The 16159-nt window shown below is 68.6% G+C and carries 18 protein-coding genes; 7 read left to right on the forward strand and 11 right to left on the reverse strand.

The features are described from left to right. Together ACFE7U_RS07675 and xth are read right to left on the reverse strand one after the other, a co-directional pair. On the reverse strand, nt 1-2306 hold a 2306-nt coding region (locus tag ACFE7U_RS07675), incomplete at its 3' end, for a ribonuclease E/G (protein ID WP_375409143.1). Nucleotides 2307-2919: 613 nt separating this feature from the next. Next, nucleotides 2920-3729 (reverse strand): exodeoxyribonuclease III, encoded by an 810-nt coding sequence (gene xth / locus ACFE7U_RS07680; RefSeq protein WP_375409144.1) that lies wholly within the window; start codon nt 3727-3729, stop codon nt 2920-2922. A gap of 166 nt (nt 3730-3895) precedes the next feature. Between xth and ACFE7U_RS07685 the strand changes: the two genes are divergently transcribed. Further along, nucleotides 3896-4651, forward strand: coding sequence for a lysophospholipid acyltransferase family protein (locus ACFE7U_RS07685; protein ID WP_375409145.1), 756 nt, complete (start codon nt 3896-3898; stop codon nt 4649-4651). A 63-nt stretch (nt 4652-4714) separates the two neighbouring features. Here ACFE7U_RS07685 and ACFE7U_RS07690 read toward each other — a convergent pair whose 3' ends face one another. Together ACFE7U_RS07690 and ACFE7U_RS07695 are read right to left on the reverse strand one after the other, a co-directional pair. After that, nucleotides 4715-4990 (reverse strand): hypothetical protein, encoded by a 276-nt coding sequence (locus ACFE7U_RS07690; RefSeq protein WP_375409146.1) that lies wholly within the window; start codon nt 4988-4990, stop codon nt 4715-4717. Nucleotides 4991-5200: 210 nt separating this feature from the next. After that, entirely contained in the window at nt 5201-5410 is a 210-nt protein-coding gene (locus ACFE7U_RS07695) for a hypothetical protein (RefSeq protein ID WP_375409147.1), read from the reverse strand. Nucleotides 5411-5573: 163 nt separating this feature from the next. Here ACFE7U_RS07695 and argB point away from each other — a divergent pair, with 163 nt between their 5' ends. The 3 genes from argB (at nt 5574) to ACFE7U_RS07710 (ending at nt 7741) form a co-directional block, all read left to right on the forward strand. After that, entirely contained in the window at nt 5574-6470 is an 897-nt protein-coding gene (gene argB, locus ACFE7U_RS07700) for an acetylglutamate kinase (protein WP_375409148.1), read from the forward strand. A gap of 138 nt (nt 6471-6608) precedes the next feature. Continuing rightward, entirely contained in the window at nt 6609-7337 is a 729-nt protein-coding gene (locus ACFE7U_RS07705) for a pyrimidine 5'-nucleotidase (RefSeq protein WP_375409149.1), read from the forward strand. Next, nucleotides 7334-7741, forward strand: a complete 408-nt coding sequence (locus ACFE7U_RS07710) for a metallopeptidase family protein (protein ID WP_375409150.1) — start codon at nt 7334-7336, stop codon at nt 7739-7741. Before ACFE7U_RS07705 ends, ACFE7U_RS07710 begins: the two co-directional genes overlap by 4 nt. 12 nt (nt 7742-7753) lie before the next feature. Here ACFE7U_RS07710 and ACFE7U_RS07715 read toward each other — a convergent pair whose 3' ends face one another. The 4 genes from ACFE7U_RS07715 to ACFE7U_RS07730 form a co-directional block, all read right to left on the reverse strand. After that, on the reverse strand, nt 7754-8986 hold the full coding sequence (locus ACFE7U_RS07715) for a peptide ABC transporter permease (RefSeq protein ID WP_375409151.1): 1233 nt from the start codon (nt 8984-8986) through the stop codon (nt 7754-7756). Nucleotides 8987-9132: 146 nt separating this feature from the next. Then, entirely contained in the window at nt 9133-9645 is a 513-nt protein-coding gene (locus ACFE7U_RS07720; protein ID WP_375409152.1) for a DUF2937 family protein, read from the reverse strand. A gap of 74 nt (nt 9646-9719) precedes the next feature. Further along, a complete protein-coding gene (locus tag ACFE7U_RS07725) occupies nt 9720-9989 on the reverse strand; it encodes a hypothetical protein (RefSeq protein WP_375409153.1) in 270 nt (89 codons plus the stop codon). 5 nt (nt 9990-9994) lie between these two features. After that, nucleotides 9995-11002 carry a WD40 repeat domain-containing protein gene (locus tag ACFE7U_RS07730; RefSeq protein ID WP_375409154.1) on the reverse strand — a complete coding sequence of 336 codons (1008 nt, stop codon included), beginning with the start codon at nt 11000-11002 and terminating at the stop codon, nt 9995-9997. A 360-nt stretch (nt 11003-11362) separates the two neighbouring features. Here ACFE7U_RS07730 and ACFE7U_RS07735 point away from each other — a divergent pair, with 360 nt between their 5' ends. The 3 genes from ACFE7U_RS07735 (at nt 11363) to ACFE7U_RS07745 (ending at nt 13549) form a co-directional block, all read left to right on the forward strand. Further along, on the forward strand, nt 11363-11785 hold the full coding sequence (locus tag ACFE7U_RS07735; RefSeq protein WP_375409155.1) for a response regulator: 423 nt from the start codon (nt 11363-11365) through the stop codon (nt 11783-11785). Between the two features lie 133 nt (nt 11786-11918). Then, nucleotides 11919-12299 (forward strand): photosystem reaction center subunit H, encoded by a 381-nt coding sequence (locus ACFE7U_RS07740; protein WP_375409156.1) that lies wholly within the window; start codon nt 11919-11921, stop codon nt 12297-12299. A gap of 170 nt (nt 12300-12469) precedes the next feature. After that, nucleotides 12470-13549, forward strand: coding sequence for an ROK family protein (locus ACFE7U_RS07745; protein WP_375409157.1), 1080 nt, complete (start codon nt 12470-12472; stop codon nt 13547-13549). Nucleotides 13550-13562: 13 nt separating this feature from the next. Here the strand turns inward: ACFE7U_RS07745 and ACFE7U_RS07750 are convergent, their stop codons facing one another. From ACFE7U_RS07750 to ACFE7U_RS07760, 3 genes are read right to left on the reverse strand one after another with little or no spacing between them, the layout of a single operon-like run. Beyond that, a complete protein-coding gene (locus tag ACFE7U_RS07750) occupies nt 13563-14192 on the reverse strand; it encodes a DUF2939 domain-containing protein (protein WP_375409158.1) in 630 nt (209 codons plus the stop codon). A gap of 24 nt (nt 14193-14216) precedes the next feature. Continuing rightward, the gene (locus ACFE7U_RS07755; RefSeq protein WP_375409159.1) at nt 14217-14768 is read right to left on the reverse strand and encodes an RNA pyrophosphohydrolase; all 552 of its coding nucleotides are present in this window, start codon (nt 14766-14768) and stop codon (nt 14217-14219) included. A 48-nt stretch (nt 14769-14816) separates the two neighbouring features. Continuing rightward, the gene (locus ACFE7U_RS07760) at nt 14817-16022 is read right to left on the reverse strand and encodes a divergent polysaccharide deacetylase family protein (RefSeq protein ID WP_375409160.1); all 1206 of its coding nucleotides are present in this window, start codon (nt 16020-16022) and stop codon (nt 14817-14819) included. Nucleotides 16023-16159: the final 137 nt, after the last annotated feature.

Below are 16159 nucleotides of genomic sequence, written 5' to 3' on the forward strand. Positions count from 1 at the left end.
GTTTCATGGCGACCGCCACGCCGACGCCGACGCCGACGCCGACGGCCGCGGCCCTCGCCCGTCTCTTCGCCCTCGCCGCGCGGGGCGCGAGCCTCGGCGGGTTCCGCGGCGCCCTCCGTGTCCTCCAACTCCTCGACCTCGGCGTCGATCTCCTCCTCGTCCTCGAGCTCCGGCATCGTCGCCACCGCCGTGGCGCGCACGCCGGTGACCGGGCCCTCCGACCTCACGGCGGGCTCGCCGCGGTCGAGCTGGAATGCCGAGGTCGCGGCCAGACGCTCATCGGCCGCGATGGTCACCATCACCCCGAAGCGCACTTCGAGTTCGCGCAGGTGCGCTCGCTTCTGGTTGAGGATGTAGAGCGCCACCTCGGTGCGGGTGCGCAGGACGAGATTGTGGGTCGCGCTCTTGAGGAGCGATTCCTCGATGGAGCGCAGGATCTGCAGGGCCACCGAGGCCGTGGCACGGACGTAGCCCGAGCCGCCGCAATGGATGCAGGGAAGCGACGAGCTCTCCAGCATGCCGGTGCGGATGCGCTGGCGGCTCATCTCCAGGAGGCCGAAGGGCGAGATCCGGCCGACCTGGATGCGGGCGCGGTCGTCCTTCAGGCACTCGTTGAGCTTCTTCTCGACGGCGCGGTTGTTGCGCTTCTCCTCCATGTCGATGAAGTCGATCACGACGAGGCCGGCAAGATCGCGCAGGCGCAACTGCCGGGCGACTTCTTCCGCCGCCTCCAGATTGGTGCGAAGCGCCGTGTCCTCGATGTCGTGCTCGCGGGTGGAGCGGCCCGAGTTCACGTCGATGGAGACCAGCGCCTCGGTCGGGTTGATGACGAGGTAGCCGCCGGATTTCAGCGTCACGTGGGTCGAGAACATCGCGTCGAGCTGCTGCTCGACGCCGTAGCGGGCGAAGATAGGGGTAGCGTCGCGATAGGGCTGCACGACCTTGGACTGTCCGGGCATCAGCATCCGCATGAAGTCCCGAGCCTCGCGGTAGGCGTCCTCGCCCGCCACCAGGACCTCATCCAGGTCTTTGTTGTAGAGGTCGCGGATGGCGCGCTTGATCAGCGAGCCCTCCTCGTAGACCAGCGCCGGTGCGGACGACGACAGCGTCAACTCGCGCACGCTCTCCCACAGGCGCATGAGGTACTCGAAGTCGCGCTTGATCTCGGGCTTGGTCCGCGAGGCGCCGGCCGTACGCAGGATCACGCCCATGCCGTCCGGCACCTCCAGGTCCTGCGCCACTTCCTTGAGACGCTTGCGGTCGGCCGCGGAGGTGATCTTGCGCGAGATGCCGCCGCCCCGGCCCGTGTTGGGCATCAACACCGAGTAGCGCCCGGCGAGCGACAGGTAGGTCGTGAGCGCCGCGCCTTTGGTGCCGCGCTCCTCCTTGACGACCTGGACCAGGATGATCTGGCGGCGCTTGATCACCTCCTGGATCTTGTAGTGGCGGCGGTAGGTGCGCGGACGCTCGGGGATCTCGGCGAGCGCGTCGCCGCCGACCTGGGCGATCTTGGGCTCGGCATCCTCGCCCTCTTCGCCGTCCTCCTCGGAGTCGTCATCGTCTTCCGACTCGTCGTCCTCGTCGGAATCGTCCTCGTCATTCGCCTCATCCTCGTCGGAATCGGCAGCTTCGGCCGTCTCCTCGTCGGGGCCAGCGGCGACGATCCCGGCAGCAGGCTCGGACGCGGCCTCGACGGGCGTCCCGCTGTGGCCATCGGCACCGTCGTCGGCTGCTGCCTCGGCGGCCGGCACCTCGCCGAATACGGTCTCGCGGGCGTCGATCCCTTCCTGGGCAGGCGCGGCGCCCAAACCGGCTTGCCCGGCATCGGCGGATGGGATCTCGGCACCCATGTCGTCGCCGGCGGTGGAAGGGCCGATCTCGGCGCCCTCCACGGGTTCGGCCACGTCCTCGGCGCTCACCGTCTCGGCGGTCCTGGCGCTCTTGGCTGATTCCGAACGGCGCCCACGGGTACGGCGGCGGGGCTTGCGCTCCTCGCGCTCGCGGTGCTCCTCGGCGTCGCGGGCCTCGTCCTCAAGGAGCGCCTGCCGGTCGGCCAGCGGAATCTGGTAGTAGTCGGGGTGGATCTCGCTGAAGGCGAGGAACCCGTGGCGGTTGCCGCCATACTCGATGAAGGCGGCCTGGAGCGAGGGTTCGACCCGCGTCACCTTGGCGAGATAGATGTTGCCGCGCAGCTGACGCCGATTGGCAGCCTCGAAGTCGAATTCCTCGACCCTAGATCCGTGGACCGTGACGACCCGGGTCTCTTCCGGGTGCATCGCATCGATGAGCATCTTGTTGTTGGCCATGACGATCTTTCGACATGGCGGCCGACGTCGTTCTCCTGGAACCGAGCCTTCCCGGTGGAGCGCCGCCCGGTCTCAGGCCAAGGGCCTCGACGGGGAACGCTCGTGCCGGCCCGTTTGGCGGGGCTGAGGGGGCTGTGGTTGGGGGATTGCCGTCAACCGCCGATGGGCGCCGGATGACGGCGCGCGTGGGGTTGATCCTGGCCAGGGCTGACGGCGAACCGGCGCCACGCGCGATGCGTACGCTTGAAACACGAGCAACGGCAACCGATGCTGTGCGTCCGACCATCCTCTGCCTGACCTCGCGAAGACATGAAGCCGGCATCCCGCCGGCCTGTGATTTCAATAACGGTGCGGCGTTCCAATGAGGATCGCCGCGTATACCGACACCTGCCCGGTCTTGAAGACGCCGTGGATCTGCACGCGGTGGACCGACTGCGAAGGCGAGAAGGCGAAATCACCTCGACGCGTCCGCGGGCCGCGGATCAAACCGCACGGCACCGGGAAGGGGACCGTATCATTACCGATCGGTGCGGGGATTTGGCAAGGCACAATCGCTGCAGCTTGCGGTCGACTGCGCAGATTGGATGTGCATGTCCGGTTTTCAACGCCCGGTTCAGAGTTCCAATGTCAGCGTCACCGGCACATGGTCGGATGGCCTGTCCCAGCCACGGGTATGCCGTGACACCGTCACGGCGCGCACACATCCGGCAAGGTCCGGGGAAACCCAGGCGTGGTCGAGGCGGCGACCCTTGTTCGCCGCGGCCCAGTCCGGCGAGCGGTAGCTCCACCACGTGTAGATCTTCTCGGGTTCCGGCGTCAGGATTCGGGCCGTATCGATCCAGCCGGCCTCGTTGCGCAGGGTCTCGAAGCGCTCGGTCTCGATCGGCGTGTGGCTGACGACGTCGAGGAGCTGCTTGTGGGACCAGACGTCGTGCTCCAGGGGCGCCACGTTGAGGTCGCCCACTAGGATCGCCGGCCCTGCCACGCGCCGGCCGCCCCAGGCTCGCAATTCGTCGAGGAAGTCGATCTTGTGGGCGAATTTCGGGTTGAACGCCCGGTCTGGTACGTCCCCGCCGGCCGGGACGTAGAAATCGTGCAGGACGATGCCGGCGGCCGCGCCCGCTTCGGGGCCTAGCGCCGCCGAGATGTGGCGGGCATCGGGCCGCTCACAGAAGGCCATGACGTCGCGGGTGACGAGCGGCAGGCGCGACAGGATCGCGACGCCGTTATACCCCTTCTGGCCAGCGAACACGACGTGCTCGTACCCCGATCCGCGAAGGGCCTTGAGGGGAAAGGCGTCGTCAGGACACTTCGTTTCCTGCAGGCACAGCACGTCCGGCTGGTCCTCACGCAGGAAGCGCAGCACCTGATCGATGCGCAGGCGGACGGAATTGATGTTCCAAGTCGAGACGGTGAGGCGCAACGGGTCTGGCTCATGGTAGGTTGTGGTGGGTATCGGCAGGCCATTGATCGACCCCACCGATAGAATGGATCGGGCCGGCCGTCGCCGCAGAAGATCGCGGATACCGCCATTCCGCACTTCTCTCAGGCCCGCGAACCGATAGGGCAAGGTAACAGGGAACCACTTCGTGCAGCACTTCCGCTCCGTCCTCTTCAACGTCTATTGGGCCGCCTGGACGGCACTTTTCGTCGCGCCCTTGGCGGTGCTGGCGCTGTTCGGCTGCCCGGAGCGGCCGATCCGGGCGGCGACGCGGGCGTGGTCGCGGGGCATCCTGTTCGGTCTGCACCACATCGTCGGGCTGACCTATGTCGAGGAGGGTCGCGAGCGTATCCCGTCGGAGCCCTGCCTGATCGTCGCCAACCATCAATCGGCCTGGGAGACGCTGGCCTTCCTGATCCTGATCCCCGACGTGGCGATCGTCGCCAAGCGCGAGCTCGTGACGATCCCGGTGGTGGGCTGGTTCCTGCGGCGCTCTCCGATGATCATCATCGACCGCACCAACGGCTCGCAGGCGCTGCGCACGATGATCGACCAGAGCCGCGAGGCCATCGCGCAGGGACGCTCGGTGCTGATGTTCCCGGAGGGAACGCGCGGCGAGATGGGTTCACCGGTTCAGTTCAAGCGCGGCGTCGAGCTGCTCTACGCCAAACTCGGCCTAACGGTCCTTCCGGTGGCGGTGAATTCCGGGTTGTTCTGGCCGACCGGCGGCGGCGCCAAGCGGCCCGGCACCGTCGTGGTGCATTATCTCGAACCGCTCAAGCCGGGTGCGGCCTCCGGCCAGTTCATGAGCGGAACGCAGGACGCCATCGACCGCGAGCTCGACCGCTGGCGCCCGTCGCCGGCACGGCAGGACTCGGCGGAACTCAGCTTCCAGATGCCCTGACCAGCCGCGGTCGGCCGTGACGATCGTGGCGGCCTGGATGCCGGCCGTCGCGTCAGACCAAGCTCAGATCGCGTCGCGGGGCACGAGCACGATCGCCGCCGCGTAGCCGGCGCGCCGCAAGTGGCGGAAGTCAGCGTGGCGGCGTTCGCAGGTGATCTTGAGGTAGCGGGCCTCGCCGGCGGCAAGACCGGTCGAGGCCGCGGCGGTCTGGGCGTTCATCAGGCACTCGATCGGCGTGCGGGCCGGCGAAACGATGACGTCGAGAGCGTTGTCACGGGTGCATTCCCGGGCCAGCAACGTACCGGCGCAAATAAGGGCAACGGACAAGAGTTCAGACATGACGGACCCCTTTTTCGAGATGGCGAATAAGGTCCGCGGTTTTGCTCTGGCGTCCGAGCGGCCGCGTGATCGTTGCCTTGAGTGTTTCCCGTGTCGATGATTGTCCTCTAGCATGGCGTATGCCAGGGTTATTTCTTGGAAGGACATCAACGGCATGCGCGGAAAGCATGCCGCTGATCGCTCATCCCGACCCTTCCGCGACGCGAACGATCACCGTCGCGGTGCGAGCCAGACCGGCTCCGGCCGTGCTGGCGGAAGAACCATCGCGACCGCGTCGAGATCGACGACGTAACGTTCGGTGAGGAGGCGCCAGATATCGGCCGGCGAGCTCGCATGGGGCTCGAGGTGGCCGAGCGCCGTGTGGATTACGGTGGCGGTCGTGAGTGTGGGGCGGGTGATGAGAGGTTCGGTGTTCAGCATCGGTTCGTATTCCAGTGCGATACAACCGAGGATGTTCCGATAGGGTTAAGCGTCCGTTACCGACGATCGGTGCGGTTTTCCGCAATCACCGGGTTCGCAGGCGGTCCCGGCTGCGCTAGAAGCCCGCGCGTCCGCTTGGCGCCGCACATCCAGGGTCGTCGCGATGAAAGAACCACTGCCGAACGTCCACGTGCGCGCGGAAGTCCTCGTCCAGGCGCTGCCGCACATGCAGCGCTACGACCAGGAGATCGTGGTGATCAAGTACGGCGGCCACGCCATGGGCGATCGGGCGGCGGCAGAGGACTTCGCCGAGGACATCGTGCTCTTGGAGCAGTCCGGACTGAAGCCCATCGTGGTCCATGGCGGCGGACCGCAGATCGGGCGGATGCTCAACCGGCTCGGCATCGAGTCCGAGTTCAAGGGCGGTTTGCGCGTCACCGACGAGGCCACCGTCGAGGTCGTCGAGATGGTGCTCGCCGGCTCGATCAACAAGCAGATCGTCGGATGGATCTCGGCCGAGGGCGGCCGGGCCATCGGCCTTTGCGGCAAGGACGGCAACATGGTCCGCGCCAGGAAGGCGATGCGCACCGTCGTCGACCCCGAGAGCCAGACCGAACAGACCGTGGATCTCGGCCTCGTCGGCGAGCCCGAGCATGTCGAGCGTGGCGTCCTCGATGCGGTGCTGAAGGCCGAGCTCATCCCGGTGCTGGCCCCCGTCGCTTTCGGCGCCGACGGCCAGACCTACAACGTCAACGCCGACACGTTCGCGGGCGCCATCGCGGGATCGCTCAGGGCCAAGCGCCTGCTGCTCCTGACCGACGTCCCCGGCGTCCTCGACAAGGACGGAAAACTGATTCCCGAGCTCTCGGTGGAGGATTGCCGGCGGCTCGTGGCCGACGGCACCATCACGGGAGGCATGATCCCCAAGATCGAGACCTGCATCTACGCCATCGAACAAGGCGTGGAGGCCGTGGTCATCCTCGACGGCAAGGTCGGCCACGCGGTGCTGCTCGAACTCTTCACCGATTACGGCGCTGGCACTCTGATCCGCCGGACCTGAACGGAGGCGCCCCGGCTCCGTCACGCGACGGGTCGGGGCGGCTCGATCCGTTGCGCGTGAACGATTTGGTCACTACCAACGGTCAGGCTAGCGTCGGCGCAAGCCGGTTATTCCTCCTGCCAACCCCCGCGAACAGCCTTGTTCCTTCCAGGCGAGAGCCACTTCACTGCTGCCGATTCCCGCGGATTCTCCGACGTCGACACCTGGGTGTTCGATCTCGACAACACGCTCTACCCGAGCGACGCCAGGGTCTGGCCCCAGGTCGACGAGCGCATCACGCTCTACGTCATGCGCCTCTACGGGCTCGATGGGCTCTCCGCCCGCGCCCTGCAGAAGTATTTCTACCACCGCTACGGGACCACCCTGAAGGCGCTGATGGTGGAAGACGACATCGACCCGCACGACTTCCTCGATTTCGCGCACGACATCGATCACTCGACCATCAGTCTCGACCCGGCGCTCGGCGACGCCATCGAGAGGCTGCCGGGGCGAAAGCTGATCCTCACCAACGGCTCGCGGCGGCATGCCGAGGACGTGGCGCGAAAGCTCGGCATCCTCGATCATTTCGAGGACGTCTTCGACATTGCCGATGCCGATTTCATCCCCAAGCCTGAGCGTTCGACCTATGAGCGCTTCCTGAAACGCCATGGGGTCGACCCGCGCCGCTCGGCCCTGTTCGAGGACATCGCCCGCAATCTCGTCGTGCCCCACGACATCGGCATGGCGACGGTGCTGGTGGTTCCGCGCACCCTCGATCCGTTCCGCGAGGCCTTCGAGCAGGAGGCGGTACGCGAGCCGCATATCGACCACATCACCAACGATCTCGCCGGCTTTCTGAGCGAGCGCGTCCTGCCGGAGCGGCGATGAGCGGCCTCGCCGAGGCGCGGGCTCCATCACTCCATGAGATCGAGGCGTTGGCGCGAGAGGCCTTCGCCGATCTCCCCGACGCCTTTCGCCGCCTCTGCGAGGGGCTCGTGATCCATGTCGAGGATTTTCCGGACGAGGAGACGCTCGCAGAGATGGGATGCGAGACCGAATTCGACCTCCTCGGTCTTTTCCGCGGGATCGGCTTGGCGCAGGCCGGCGAGGCGACGACCGGACAGATGCCGAACCGAATCTGGCTCTATCGCCGGCCGCTGCTCGACTACTGGGCGGAGTACGACGAGACGCTCGGGCACCTCGTCACCCACGTCCTCGTCCACGAGATCGGCCATCATGTCGGCCTGTCGGACGAGGACATGGCGGTGGTCGAGGCGTTGGTGGCGGATTAGCACCGCCCCGTGTCACGCGTCGTTGGCCGCCTTCAGGAGGCTGGCCTTGGGCCGGCGCGTGCGGAACTGGCCGCGCTCGACCGCGATGAAGACGAGTACCACCACGGTCAGGGTGGTGATCCACCACATCACGGTCAGCCCGACGCCAATGCCGGCGACCACGAAGGCGGCGGCGTAGGCGGCGAGCGCGCCAGGGCCGATCACCACGGATTGGCGTCCGGTCCGTCGGATCGCGGCATGGAGGGCGAAGGCCGCAGCCAGCGCGCCGACGAGCCCGAGTTCGTACCAGAGTTCGAACAGCACGGTGGTCGGTGCGTTCGCCGGCACGAGTCCGACCGCGCGACCGCGGCGCGCGGTCTCGAAGCCGTGACCGGTGACGAGGCGCACCGGCTCGGTGGTCACGACTTTCTGCCAGGCTTTGATCGTCAAGACCGGAGGAGCCACCGGCCCTGCGAGCGCGATGCCGACCGGTCGTGCCACGAAAGGCAGCAGAGGCGCCGCCACCAGGAGGCCGGCGGCCAGGAGGGCGACGAGACGGGCGGCGGGCTGCGTCCGGATGCTGGCCAGCGCGAAGGCGACGGCGCCGGCGACGATCGCGATCAGCTGGATCGTGTTCGGCGCGAGGAGGAGGGCAACGACCACGAGGGCGAGGGTGACCAGGGCCGCGCCATCGCGACCGCGCGAGCGCAACCAGGCGATCGCGGGCCAGACCAGGAGGGCGAGCAGGATCAGGCCGCGGTTGAGCGCGCCCTCGTCGTCGGAAGTGCTGCGCAGCAAACTGTCTCCGAACAGGCCGATCACGATGGCCAGCAGCGCCGCCGCGGTGACGCCCACCGGCAGCAGGTAGAGGTTGGCCGAGCGCATCCGGTCGGGAAGGGCCAGGTAGCCCGCGAGCGTCAGCAGGATGGTCGCCGCGAGGTTCAGAAGCCGCTCGGTCGCCGCGCCCAGGAAGGGGGTCCAGATCAGCGACAAGGCGGCCCAGAACAGGACGAGGAGGCCGGCCAGGAAGGCGGGCGAGCGGACCAGTCGCTGAACGATGGGACGGATCGGCCACGTCTTGCCGTCGATGGCACTCGCGAGGATCAGCAGGATGACGGAGATCGGGACCAGGATGACGGCGGCGCGGCGCGCCACCTGCGCGGCGATCGGCACGACCACGAACAGCCCGAAGAACCCGACGCGCCGCAGCAGGGCGGCGGCGTCGAGGGCGGGATCGATGGTGGGGGATGTCGGTGCGCGCGCCATGATGCGACAACAAGCCGTGAGCCGGCGCCACGAGGGTACCCGCGCGCTACCACGCAGTCCTAGTGCATGGGAGAGGGGCCGGCTGTAGATGGCCGGCAACACCTGTGCCTTTGCCGCAACGCCGTCGGCGCGGCAATCCCGATGGCCTAAGCCGCCGCTTCGCGCCGCGGGTTCAGGCGGCGGACGAGATCGCTGAGCACCCGCCAGCCGCCCCAGGTGGCGAGGAAGCCCAGGAAGCCCGCGATCAGACCATCCGCCGTGGTCGGAACGGCGGGCTGGTAATCCTGGTAGGTCGCTCGTGCCAGCGCCATGTCGGGATTGCTGATGAGGGTGGCGAGGCGCCCGAACGGACCGCCCGCGCTCGCAAGGGCCTGCTGCTGCTCGGTGAGGCCGCGTAGCCGTTCGATGTCGTCGCGTGCGGCCTCGCCGCGGCGGACCACCAGGGCATCCTGGTTCCTGCGGAGGCGATCGACGGCGCCCTCCCGGGTGTTGCCGGTCTCGGCGGCGTCCTTCTCGAACGTGGCGACGACCCGCCGGAGTTCATCCACCGTCCCGCCGAGGCGCTGACTGTATTGCTGGGCGAATTCCGGTCCCTGAGCGGCGATCGCCCCTCCGAGGAGGCCAAGCGCGAGGCCGAGGGTGCGTAGCACACGAAACAACGGCCGGTTCCTCTCGACGCCGAATGGACAAGGTACGATCGGGACGCGGGTTCCGCGCTCGTCGCCCCCTCCTCTCAGGTTGCGACGGCGCCCGCAACATCCGCCTGCGAGACCTCGGCGATGGGCTTGGCGACCTTGACGGCCCGTGTCCGCTGCCCTGCGCGCATCAGCAGGATCACCGTCTCGAACCCCGGGCAGGCGGGATCGGGGCACAGGACCTCGTTGACCTTGACCACGTCGGCCTCGCTCAAGGCCGCAGCCTCGCGCGCCCAGGCTTCAATCCGCCGCCGATCGCCGTCGCCGGGCGGAACGCGCGCGAACCGGCCGAATCCGAAGAGGGCCATCGCCGTCAGCCCGGGAGCGTCAGCAGTCCCGCCTGGCCGTCGACGCAGCCGAAGGCGAGGCGGCCGCCCCGCGCGTCCCAGGCCAGCGCCGAGACGCCGCTGCCCGTCACCGCCGGACGCACCAGCAGTTCGGAGGCGTCGACGAAGCGCACGAGCAGGATGCAGCCGTCCTCGTAGCCGATGGCGAGCACCAAGGCCTTGGGATGGAAGGCGACGCGGGAAACGCGAGCGGGGCGCACCCCGCACTCGCGCGGGGCCTTGCCGGTGGGACCTTCCTTGGAGTCGAACGGCCAAGCGATGGCGGCCTCGGCGCCCCCGGTGCCGAGCCAGTTGCCGTCAGCCGACCAGCTCACGGAGCGGACCTTACCGGGATAGCCCGACATCCGCATGTGGCCCTTGTCGGGCTGGAGGCGCCAACCATGGAGTGCGTTCTCCTGCATCGTGGTGACGACGAAGCGCCCGTCCGGCGACCAGGTCACGTCGATATGCGAGCCCTTCCAGGCCACCACCTCCGGCTCGACGGCGAGATTCGGATACCAGAGCGTGGCGCCATTGTAGTGCGAGACCGCGAGGCGGTAGCCCTTCGGGGCGAAGGCGAGGCCGCGGGCCGTGGAGGGGGCCGTGAAGGTCTTCTCGCGGCCCTTGGCGTCGCGGGCCACGACGGTGCGGCCAGCGCCGTACGCGATCGCACCGTCGGGATGGAGGGCGAGGGCATCGACCCATGCGCCGTTGGCGGCCGCGGCGAGTTCGGCCGTCGTCCCATCCGCGAGGGTCGCGACCACACGGCCGTCGTCGCCCCCGGTGACGAGACTGCGTCCATCGCTGGCCCCCACGAGGATTGCGCCGTCGGGATGGGCGTCAACGCGGCGGGAGGCCTCCCCGTCGACCAGAACAACGCTGCCGTCGCCGAGGGCCAGCGCAAGGGTGTCCTTCATCCAGGCGGCGAGCGTGACATGCGCGCCCGCCTCGAGCGGCACGACATGGTCGGCGAGGGAGGGTTCGCTCAGGCTCATCGATCGGCATCCTTCAAGTCGGCGGTCCGCCTTCGAGCAGCGTCCGGCCGGTCGTGCAACGTGGCAGCGTCGCCATCGGCGGCAGGACGGCGAAGACGACGGGAATCGCCAGCGCATACAACGTGGGCGGCGGATAGGCGATGCTTCGCTGCGCCGGGCACGGCCGGACGACGCCGTCCATCCGGGCCAGGGACGGGACAGGCCGAGCGCCCGGCGACCCGGCCGGGACGGTTAAGTCTTTGCTCACCAAACCCGCGCAATTTGATCCAACCAGGGTGAACGTCGGGACGAACGGGGCCGTTGGTCCAGCGATCCGGTGCCGAGGCTCTCGTCCTTGCCCGGGTGCGTTGGAGTTGCGTCATGATCCCATTCGCCTGTGCCGCCTTGCCCTGGCCAGCCCTCCGGCCGTCCGGCGTTCATGAAACGGTTCTCGTCGTCGAGGATGAGGCCATGGTCTGCGAACTTGCCGCGGAAGCCCTTCTGGATGAAGGCTACCGCGTGCTCACGGCGGAGGACGCCGACGAGGCGCACGCCATCCTGGAGCGTGAGAAAGTCGACCTGCTCTTCACGGATATCGACTTGGCTCGCAACACCAACGGCATCGCGTTGGCGCGGAGAGCCCGCTCTCACCGTCCTGGCCTGCCGGTGATCTACACCTCCGGCGGCCGGGCGACGCTGTCTCAGGCCGATGCGGTCGCCTCCTCTGTCTTCGTCCCGAAGCCCTATCGGCCGAGCCAGCTCGTCGCCCTTACAAACGACATGCTGCGCCGCCACCAGTTCTGAGCGCGAGGAACCGGGACCGATCCCCGTCTCCGGTCCGGTCCCTTTGCCCCTCGTCATCGCCTCGGCCTTCGCCCGAAATCGGCCCGCACGTTTCGGGCCGATGCGACCGCGCCCCTCCCGGAGTTCCCGTTCGATGCGACCTGTCCTTGCCCGTGCCCTGCTCCTCGCCTGCGTGCTCCTGCTCGCCTACGCCAACCCGGCCGCGGCCTGCGACGTGAAGGGCGCCAAGCTCGAAGAGGCGATCGCCGACAAGAGCGAGCTGCGCGAAGTTGCCAACAAGCAGACGGTGCGGGACCTGCGCACCCTCCGGGACGCCGCCATCGTCCTCGACACCTACAAGTACGCAGCCGAATGCGAGAGGCTGATGGCGATCGTCGCCAAGCTCGCCGCCGATCCCGAGAAGACGATCGAGCGTGGCGGCGACACCGACGAGGACAAGGCCGAGGACATGGTGCAGGCGCGCAAGCCCAAGGTCGCACCCAGCCTCGATCCGGCCCCGGCAAAGGCACGCTAGGACATTAAGCGGGGCGTCGCCTCAAGTTCTGTCCGCCGCGCTCTCGTTCGCGAACCCCCATCGCTGAATTCGCGTGCCGCTTTTCGGGCCGATGCGCTAAGCTTGGCGCATCGCATGCCTGCTCGCGCCGTGGCGCTCGGCACCAACCATCGATCCCGGAACGAGGCGGCATGTCGGCGGACACGAAACCAGGTCGATCGGGGCTCCCCCATGGATCGTCCGAACTGCCCGCCGTGGTGGTCGATTCCACCAATATCGAGCTGAAGGACGCGGAAGGCTTCGTCGGCGACCAAGTCTCCAAGAAGGCCTTCCGCGCCCTCATCGAGGAATGGCGCGAGAGGATGCGCCCGTTCGGACCCGATCCGCTGGGCGACCGGGCGAGCGAGACGATCAGCAAGAAGCGCCTCGACGAATATCTGATCGACGGCTCGCCTCTCGCCTCCGGCATTGTCTTCAGCGCCGTCGAGGATTTCGCGCAGGCGATGGCGCGGCTGGTGCGCCAGTTCCTGCGCCAGGAGGGATGGCGCGACACGTCGCATATCGTCGTCGGCGGCGGCCTGCGCGACAGCCTCGTGGGCAAACTGGCGATCGCGAGAGCGGCGGCGATCCTGCGGGGCGGCGGCCTCGATATCGTCATCGAACCGATCCGCAACCATCCCGACGAGGCCGGCCTGATCGGCTCCGTTCATCTCGCCCCCGCCTGGATCTTTTCCGGCTACGACAGCCTCGTCGCCGTCGACATCGGCGGCAGCAACATCCGGGCGGGCATCGTGCAGACCAACCTGCGCAAGGCGCCCGACCTGTCGCGGGCGGAGGTCTGGCGCTCGGAGATCTGGCGCCACGTCGACGACGAGCCGGAACCCAGTCGGGACGAAGCCGTGCAGCGCCTCATCGAGATCCTCGCCGACCTGATCCGCCGGGCCGAGCGCGCCGACCTCGCCCTGGCGCCCTTCATCGGGATCGGCTGCCCTGGTCGCATCGAGCCCGACGGCACCATCGATCGCGGCGGGCAGAACCTGCCAGGCGACTGGGAGGGCGAGGACTTCAAACTGCCGGGACGCATCCTCGACGCGATTCCGCGGATCGGCGACCACGAGACCATGGTGGTGATGCACAACGACGCCGTCGTCCAGGGCCTCAGCGAGATCCCGCATCTGCGCGACGTGCCGCGTTGGGGTATCCTGACCGTCGGTACGGGCTTGGGCAACGCGCGCTTCAGCAGCCGCAAGAGGCCCGGCGCCTCGGATTGAGGGCCCAGATCGATCAGGGCTTCGGGTTACGGGGCCGTGGTGCAGTGGCCTGGGTCAGGGATTGCGCGATGCGCTGGCGAAGATCTTCGGGCAGCTCGATATCGACGAGCCGCCATGTCCAGCCGCGCAGGCGAAGCCGCACTCGGAACTGGCGGCCAGTGCCGTGGCCCGGCGGCACAGGCATGACAACCGTACGGAAGCCCCGCATCTCCGAGGCGAGATAGAACGGCAGCAGCCGGCCGAGGCTCGGGATGCGCAATCCGCGCTCCTCCTCGCCTCGCGCGACAGGATTCGGATCGCCGCGGCCGAGGTCGACCGATTGCGGCCAGCCGTCGTCGAGGAGGTCGATCACGGTGCTCGGCGTGACGAGGGCTTCGACCAGGGGGACCGCCAGCGCCACCGCCGCATCGGCGATGCGCTCCCGGGGCTCGGCGTCGCTGCCGGCCTCGCCTGACGTACGGGCGGCGGCACTGGCCTGGCGGACCAGGGAGAGGCGCAGAGTGCGGAAATTGACGTGGCGCTCGACATAGGCGGTGTCACCGGCCCGAACGGCCCGCGCGAGGTCGTAGAGCGCCCAGAGCGGCGTCAGGGTGAACACGAACCAGCTGAACGCCAATACGATCGGGAGCGACCACCAGCGCATGGTGCTCCCCTTAGCTCCGCGGCGTCACGCCGAGACCCGCCAGCCGGCGAGGCGCGAGAAGGCGGCGACGACGCCCTCGTAGACAGGGCGTTTGAACGGCACGATCAGGTCCGGCAAAGCGTCCATCGCCTCCCAGCGCCAAGCATCGAACTCGGACGGGTGCGCGCCGCCTCCGGGACGCAGAACGTCGATCTCGTCCTCCGAACCGAGATGGCCGAAGGCGAACCATTTCTGCGTCTGCCCGCGGTAGCGTCCCTTCCAGGCCTGCTTCAGCACCTCGGGGGGCAGATCGTAGGAAAGCCAGTCGGGCGCCTCGGCGAGCAGGGTGACGCTGGCGGCCGGAACGTTGGTCTCCTCGTAGAGCTCCCGCAGAGCGGCCGCGTAGGGGTCCTCGCCCGGATCGATCCCGCCCTGGGGCATCTGCCAGGCCCGGCCATCGCCGACGTGCTCCGGTCCGGCATCGGCGCGTCGGCGTCCGACGAAGACGCGCCCGCTCGCGTCGAGCAGCGCGATTCCCACGCAGGCGCGGTAGGGCAGCACGGCGCCGGCACCGGGATCGTTCGCAATGGATGTCATCGGCCGGACCTTAGGGCAGGCGATGGCGGCGCGGCAACGCGCGATCGATCACGGACCCGCACTGCTGAGCCGGGCGCCCGGCATCGGTCCGCGCAGGGCGGCGCTCACCGGCACGAGCCTGACGCCGCGGGATTCGAGGTCGCGGGACCAGCGCGCGATCCGCTCGATCGTAACCGGCAGCGCGCTCGCCGAGGCGAGCACGAAGCCCTTGGACCGGGCCTGAGCTTCGAGCCGTGCGAGTTCGCGGTCGATCGCCTCGGCGCGCGGCAGCGCATCGACGACGATCTCGGCCCGTGCGGTCGGCGTCCTGGTCTTGGCAGCCACGGCCGCGCCGAGGCTGCGCGACGAGGACCCGTCGTCGAGGAAACCGAGGCCCCGATTTCCGATCTCGCGCATGACCGGTTCGAGGGCGGCCGCATCGGAGGTGAGCTTGGCGCCCATGAAGTTGACGATCCCGATGAAGCCGCTGAACCGGCTCATGGCCCAGGCCAAGCGGTCGAGGTTCTCGGCCGGTCGCGAGTTCGTCAGCAGCGTCTGGGGACCCGGATCGCTGTCGGGATAGTCGAAGGGCTCCATCGGTGCATGGAGCAGAACCTCATGGCCGGCTTCGCGGGCTCGGGCGACGGCGCGTTCGAGGTCCGTCCCGTAGGGGCTGTAGGCGAGGCTGACCGCGGCCGGGAGTTTGGCCACGGCGCTGGCCGTCGCGGCCTGCCCGACACCGAGACCCGATACCACGAGGGCGATGCGCGGGCCGTCGGTGATGCCGCCGACGGGGCGGGCATAGACGTCGAGGGCGCGAAGGCGGCCTTCGCCGAGCTTCGGCACGGAGCCGTGGCGGCCGCGTTCGACGATGCGGGAATCGGGGGCCCCTGCCAGGGTCAGGCCGGCCTCGTTCGGGACCCGGATGATCACCGCGTCGGTAGGCGCCGCCGTCCCGAGCGGCCGTACCACCGTGACGCCGGAGGCGCCCTCCACATCGGAGGCCGAACGCGGGCCGGACGCCGCTCGGTCGGGCATGGCGGCGGCCTGCGGCGCGGCAACGGGTTCGGAATCACGCAAGGCGATGACGGCGGTCGCCCGCGGCTCACCGCCCTCGGGGTCACCGGTAATGGCCACGATGCTGGCGCCGACGACGAGGAAAGCCGCCAGGACGCTGAAAGCCGTCTTGGACGACGGGCGCACCAGTGCCCGCAGCCGTGCCGCCTTTGGCACCGCTCCGCCCAGGGGTCGCGTCAGGATGTCGTCGGAGGCCACGCCTGCCTGTTCCTCGGCATCGGGAGCGATCGCCGGCCTAGCGCCTTCCTGAAACGAAAAGCGGCCTCCAGCGTCGGTCGAGACCGACATTGGAGGCCGTATGGTTAATCTTGTCCTAACCCCCGCCGGGCGCGTGC

The sequence above is a fragment of the uncultured Methylobacterium sp. genome (genome assembly GCF_964251405.1).
In the GTDB taxonomy this organism is placed as follows: Bacteria; Pseudomonadota; Alphaproteobacteria; order Rhizobiales; family Beijerinckiaceae; genus Methylobacterium.

Coding starts and splice junctions, on each gene's coding strand:
- ACFE7U_RS07730 (WP_375409154.1), bottom strand. CDS start 11,002: ATGAGCCTGAGCGAACCCTCCCTCGCCGACCATGTCGTGCCGCTCGAG.
- ACFE7U_RS07725 (WP_375409153.1), bottom strand. CDS start 9,989: ATGGCCCTCTTCGGATTCGGCCGGTTCGCGCGCGTTCCGCCCGGCGAC.
- argB (WP_375409148.1), top strand. CDS start 5,574: ATGAAAGAACCACTGCCGAACGTCCACGTGCGCGCGGAAGTCCTCGTC.
- ACFE7U_RS07735 (WP_375409155.1), top strand. CDS start 11,363: ATGATCCCATTCGCCTGTGCCGCCTTGCCCTGGCCAGCCCTCCGGCCG.
- ACFE7U_RS07710 (WP_375409150.1), top strand. CDS start 7,334: ATGAGCGGCCTCGCCGAGGCGCGGGCTCCATCACTCCATGAGATCGAG.
- ACFE7U_RS07695 (WP_375409147.1), bottom strand. CDS start 5,410: ATGCTGAACACCGAACCTCTCATCACCCGCCCCACACTCACGACCGCC.
- ACFE7U_RS07750 (WP_375409158.1), bottom strand. CDS start 14,192: ATGCGCTGGTGGTCGCTCCCGATCGTATTGGCGTTCAGCTGGTTCGTG.
- ACFE7U_RS07715 (WP_375409151.1), bottom strand. CDS start 8,986: ATGGCGCGCGCACCGACATCCCCCACCATCGATCCCGCCCTCGACGCC.
- ACFE7U_RS07740 (WP_375409156.1), top strand. CDS start 11,919: ATGCGACCTGTCCTTGCCCGTGCCCTGCTCCTCGCCTGCGTGCTCCTG.
- ACFE7U_RS07690 (WP_375409146.1), bottom strand. CDS start 4,990: ATGTCTGAACTCTTGTCCGTTGCCCTTATTTGCGCCGGTACGTTGCTG.
- ACFE7U_RS07755 (WP_375409159.1), bottom strand. CDS start 14,768: ATGACATCCATTGCGAACGATCCCGGTGCCGGCGCCGTGCTGCCCTAC.
- ACFE7U_RS07745 (WP_375409157.1), top strand. CDS start 12,470: ATGTCGGCGGACACGAAACCAGGTCGATCGGGGCTCCCCCATGGATCG.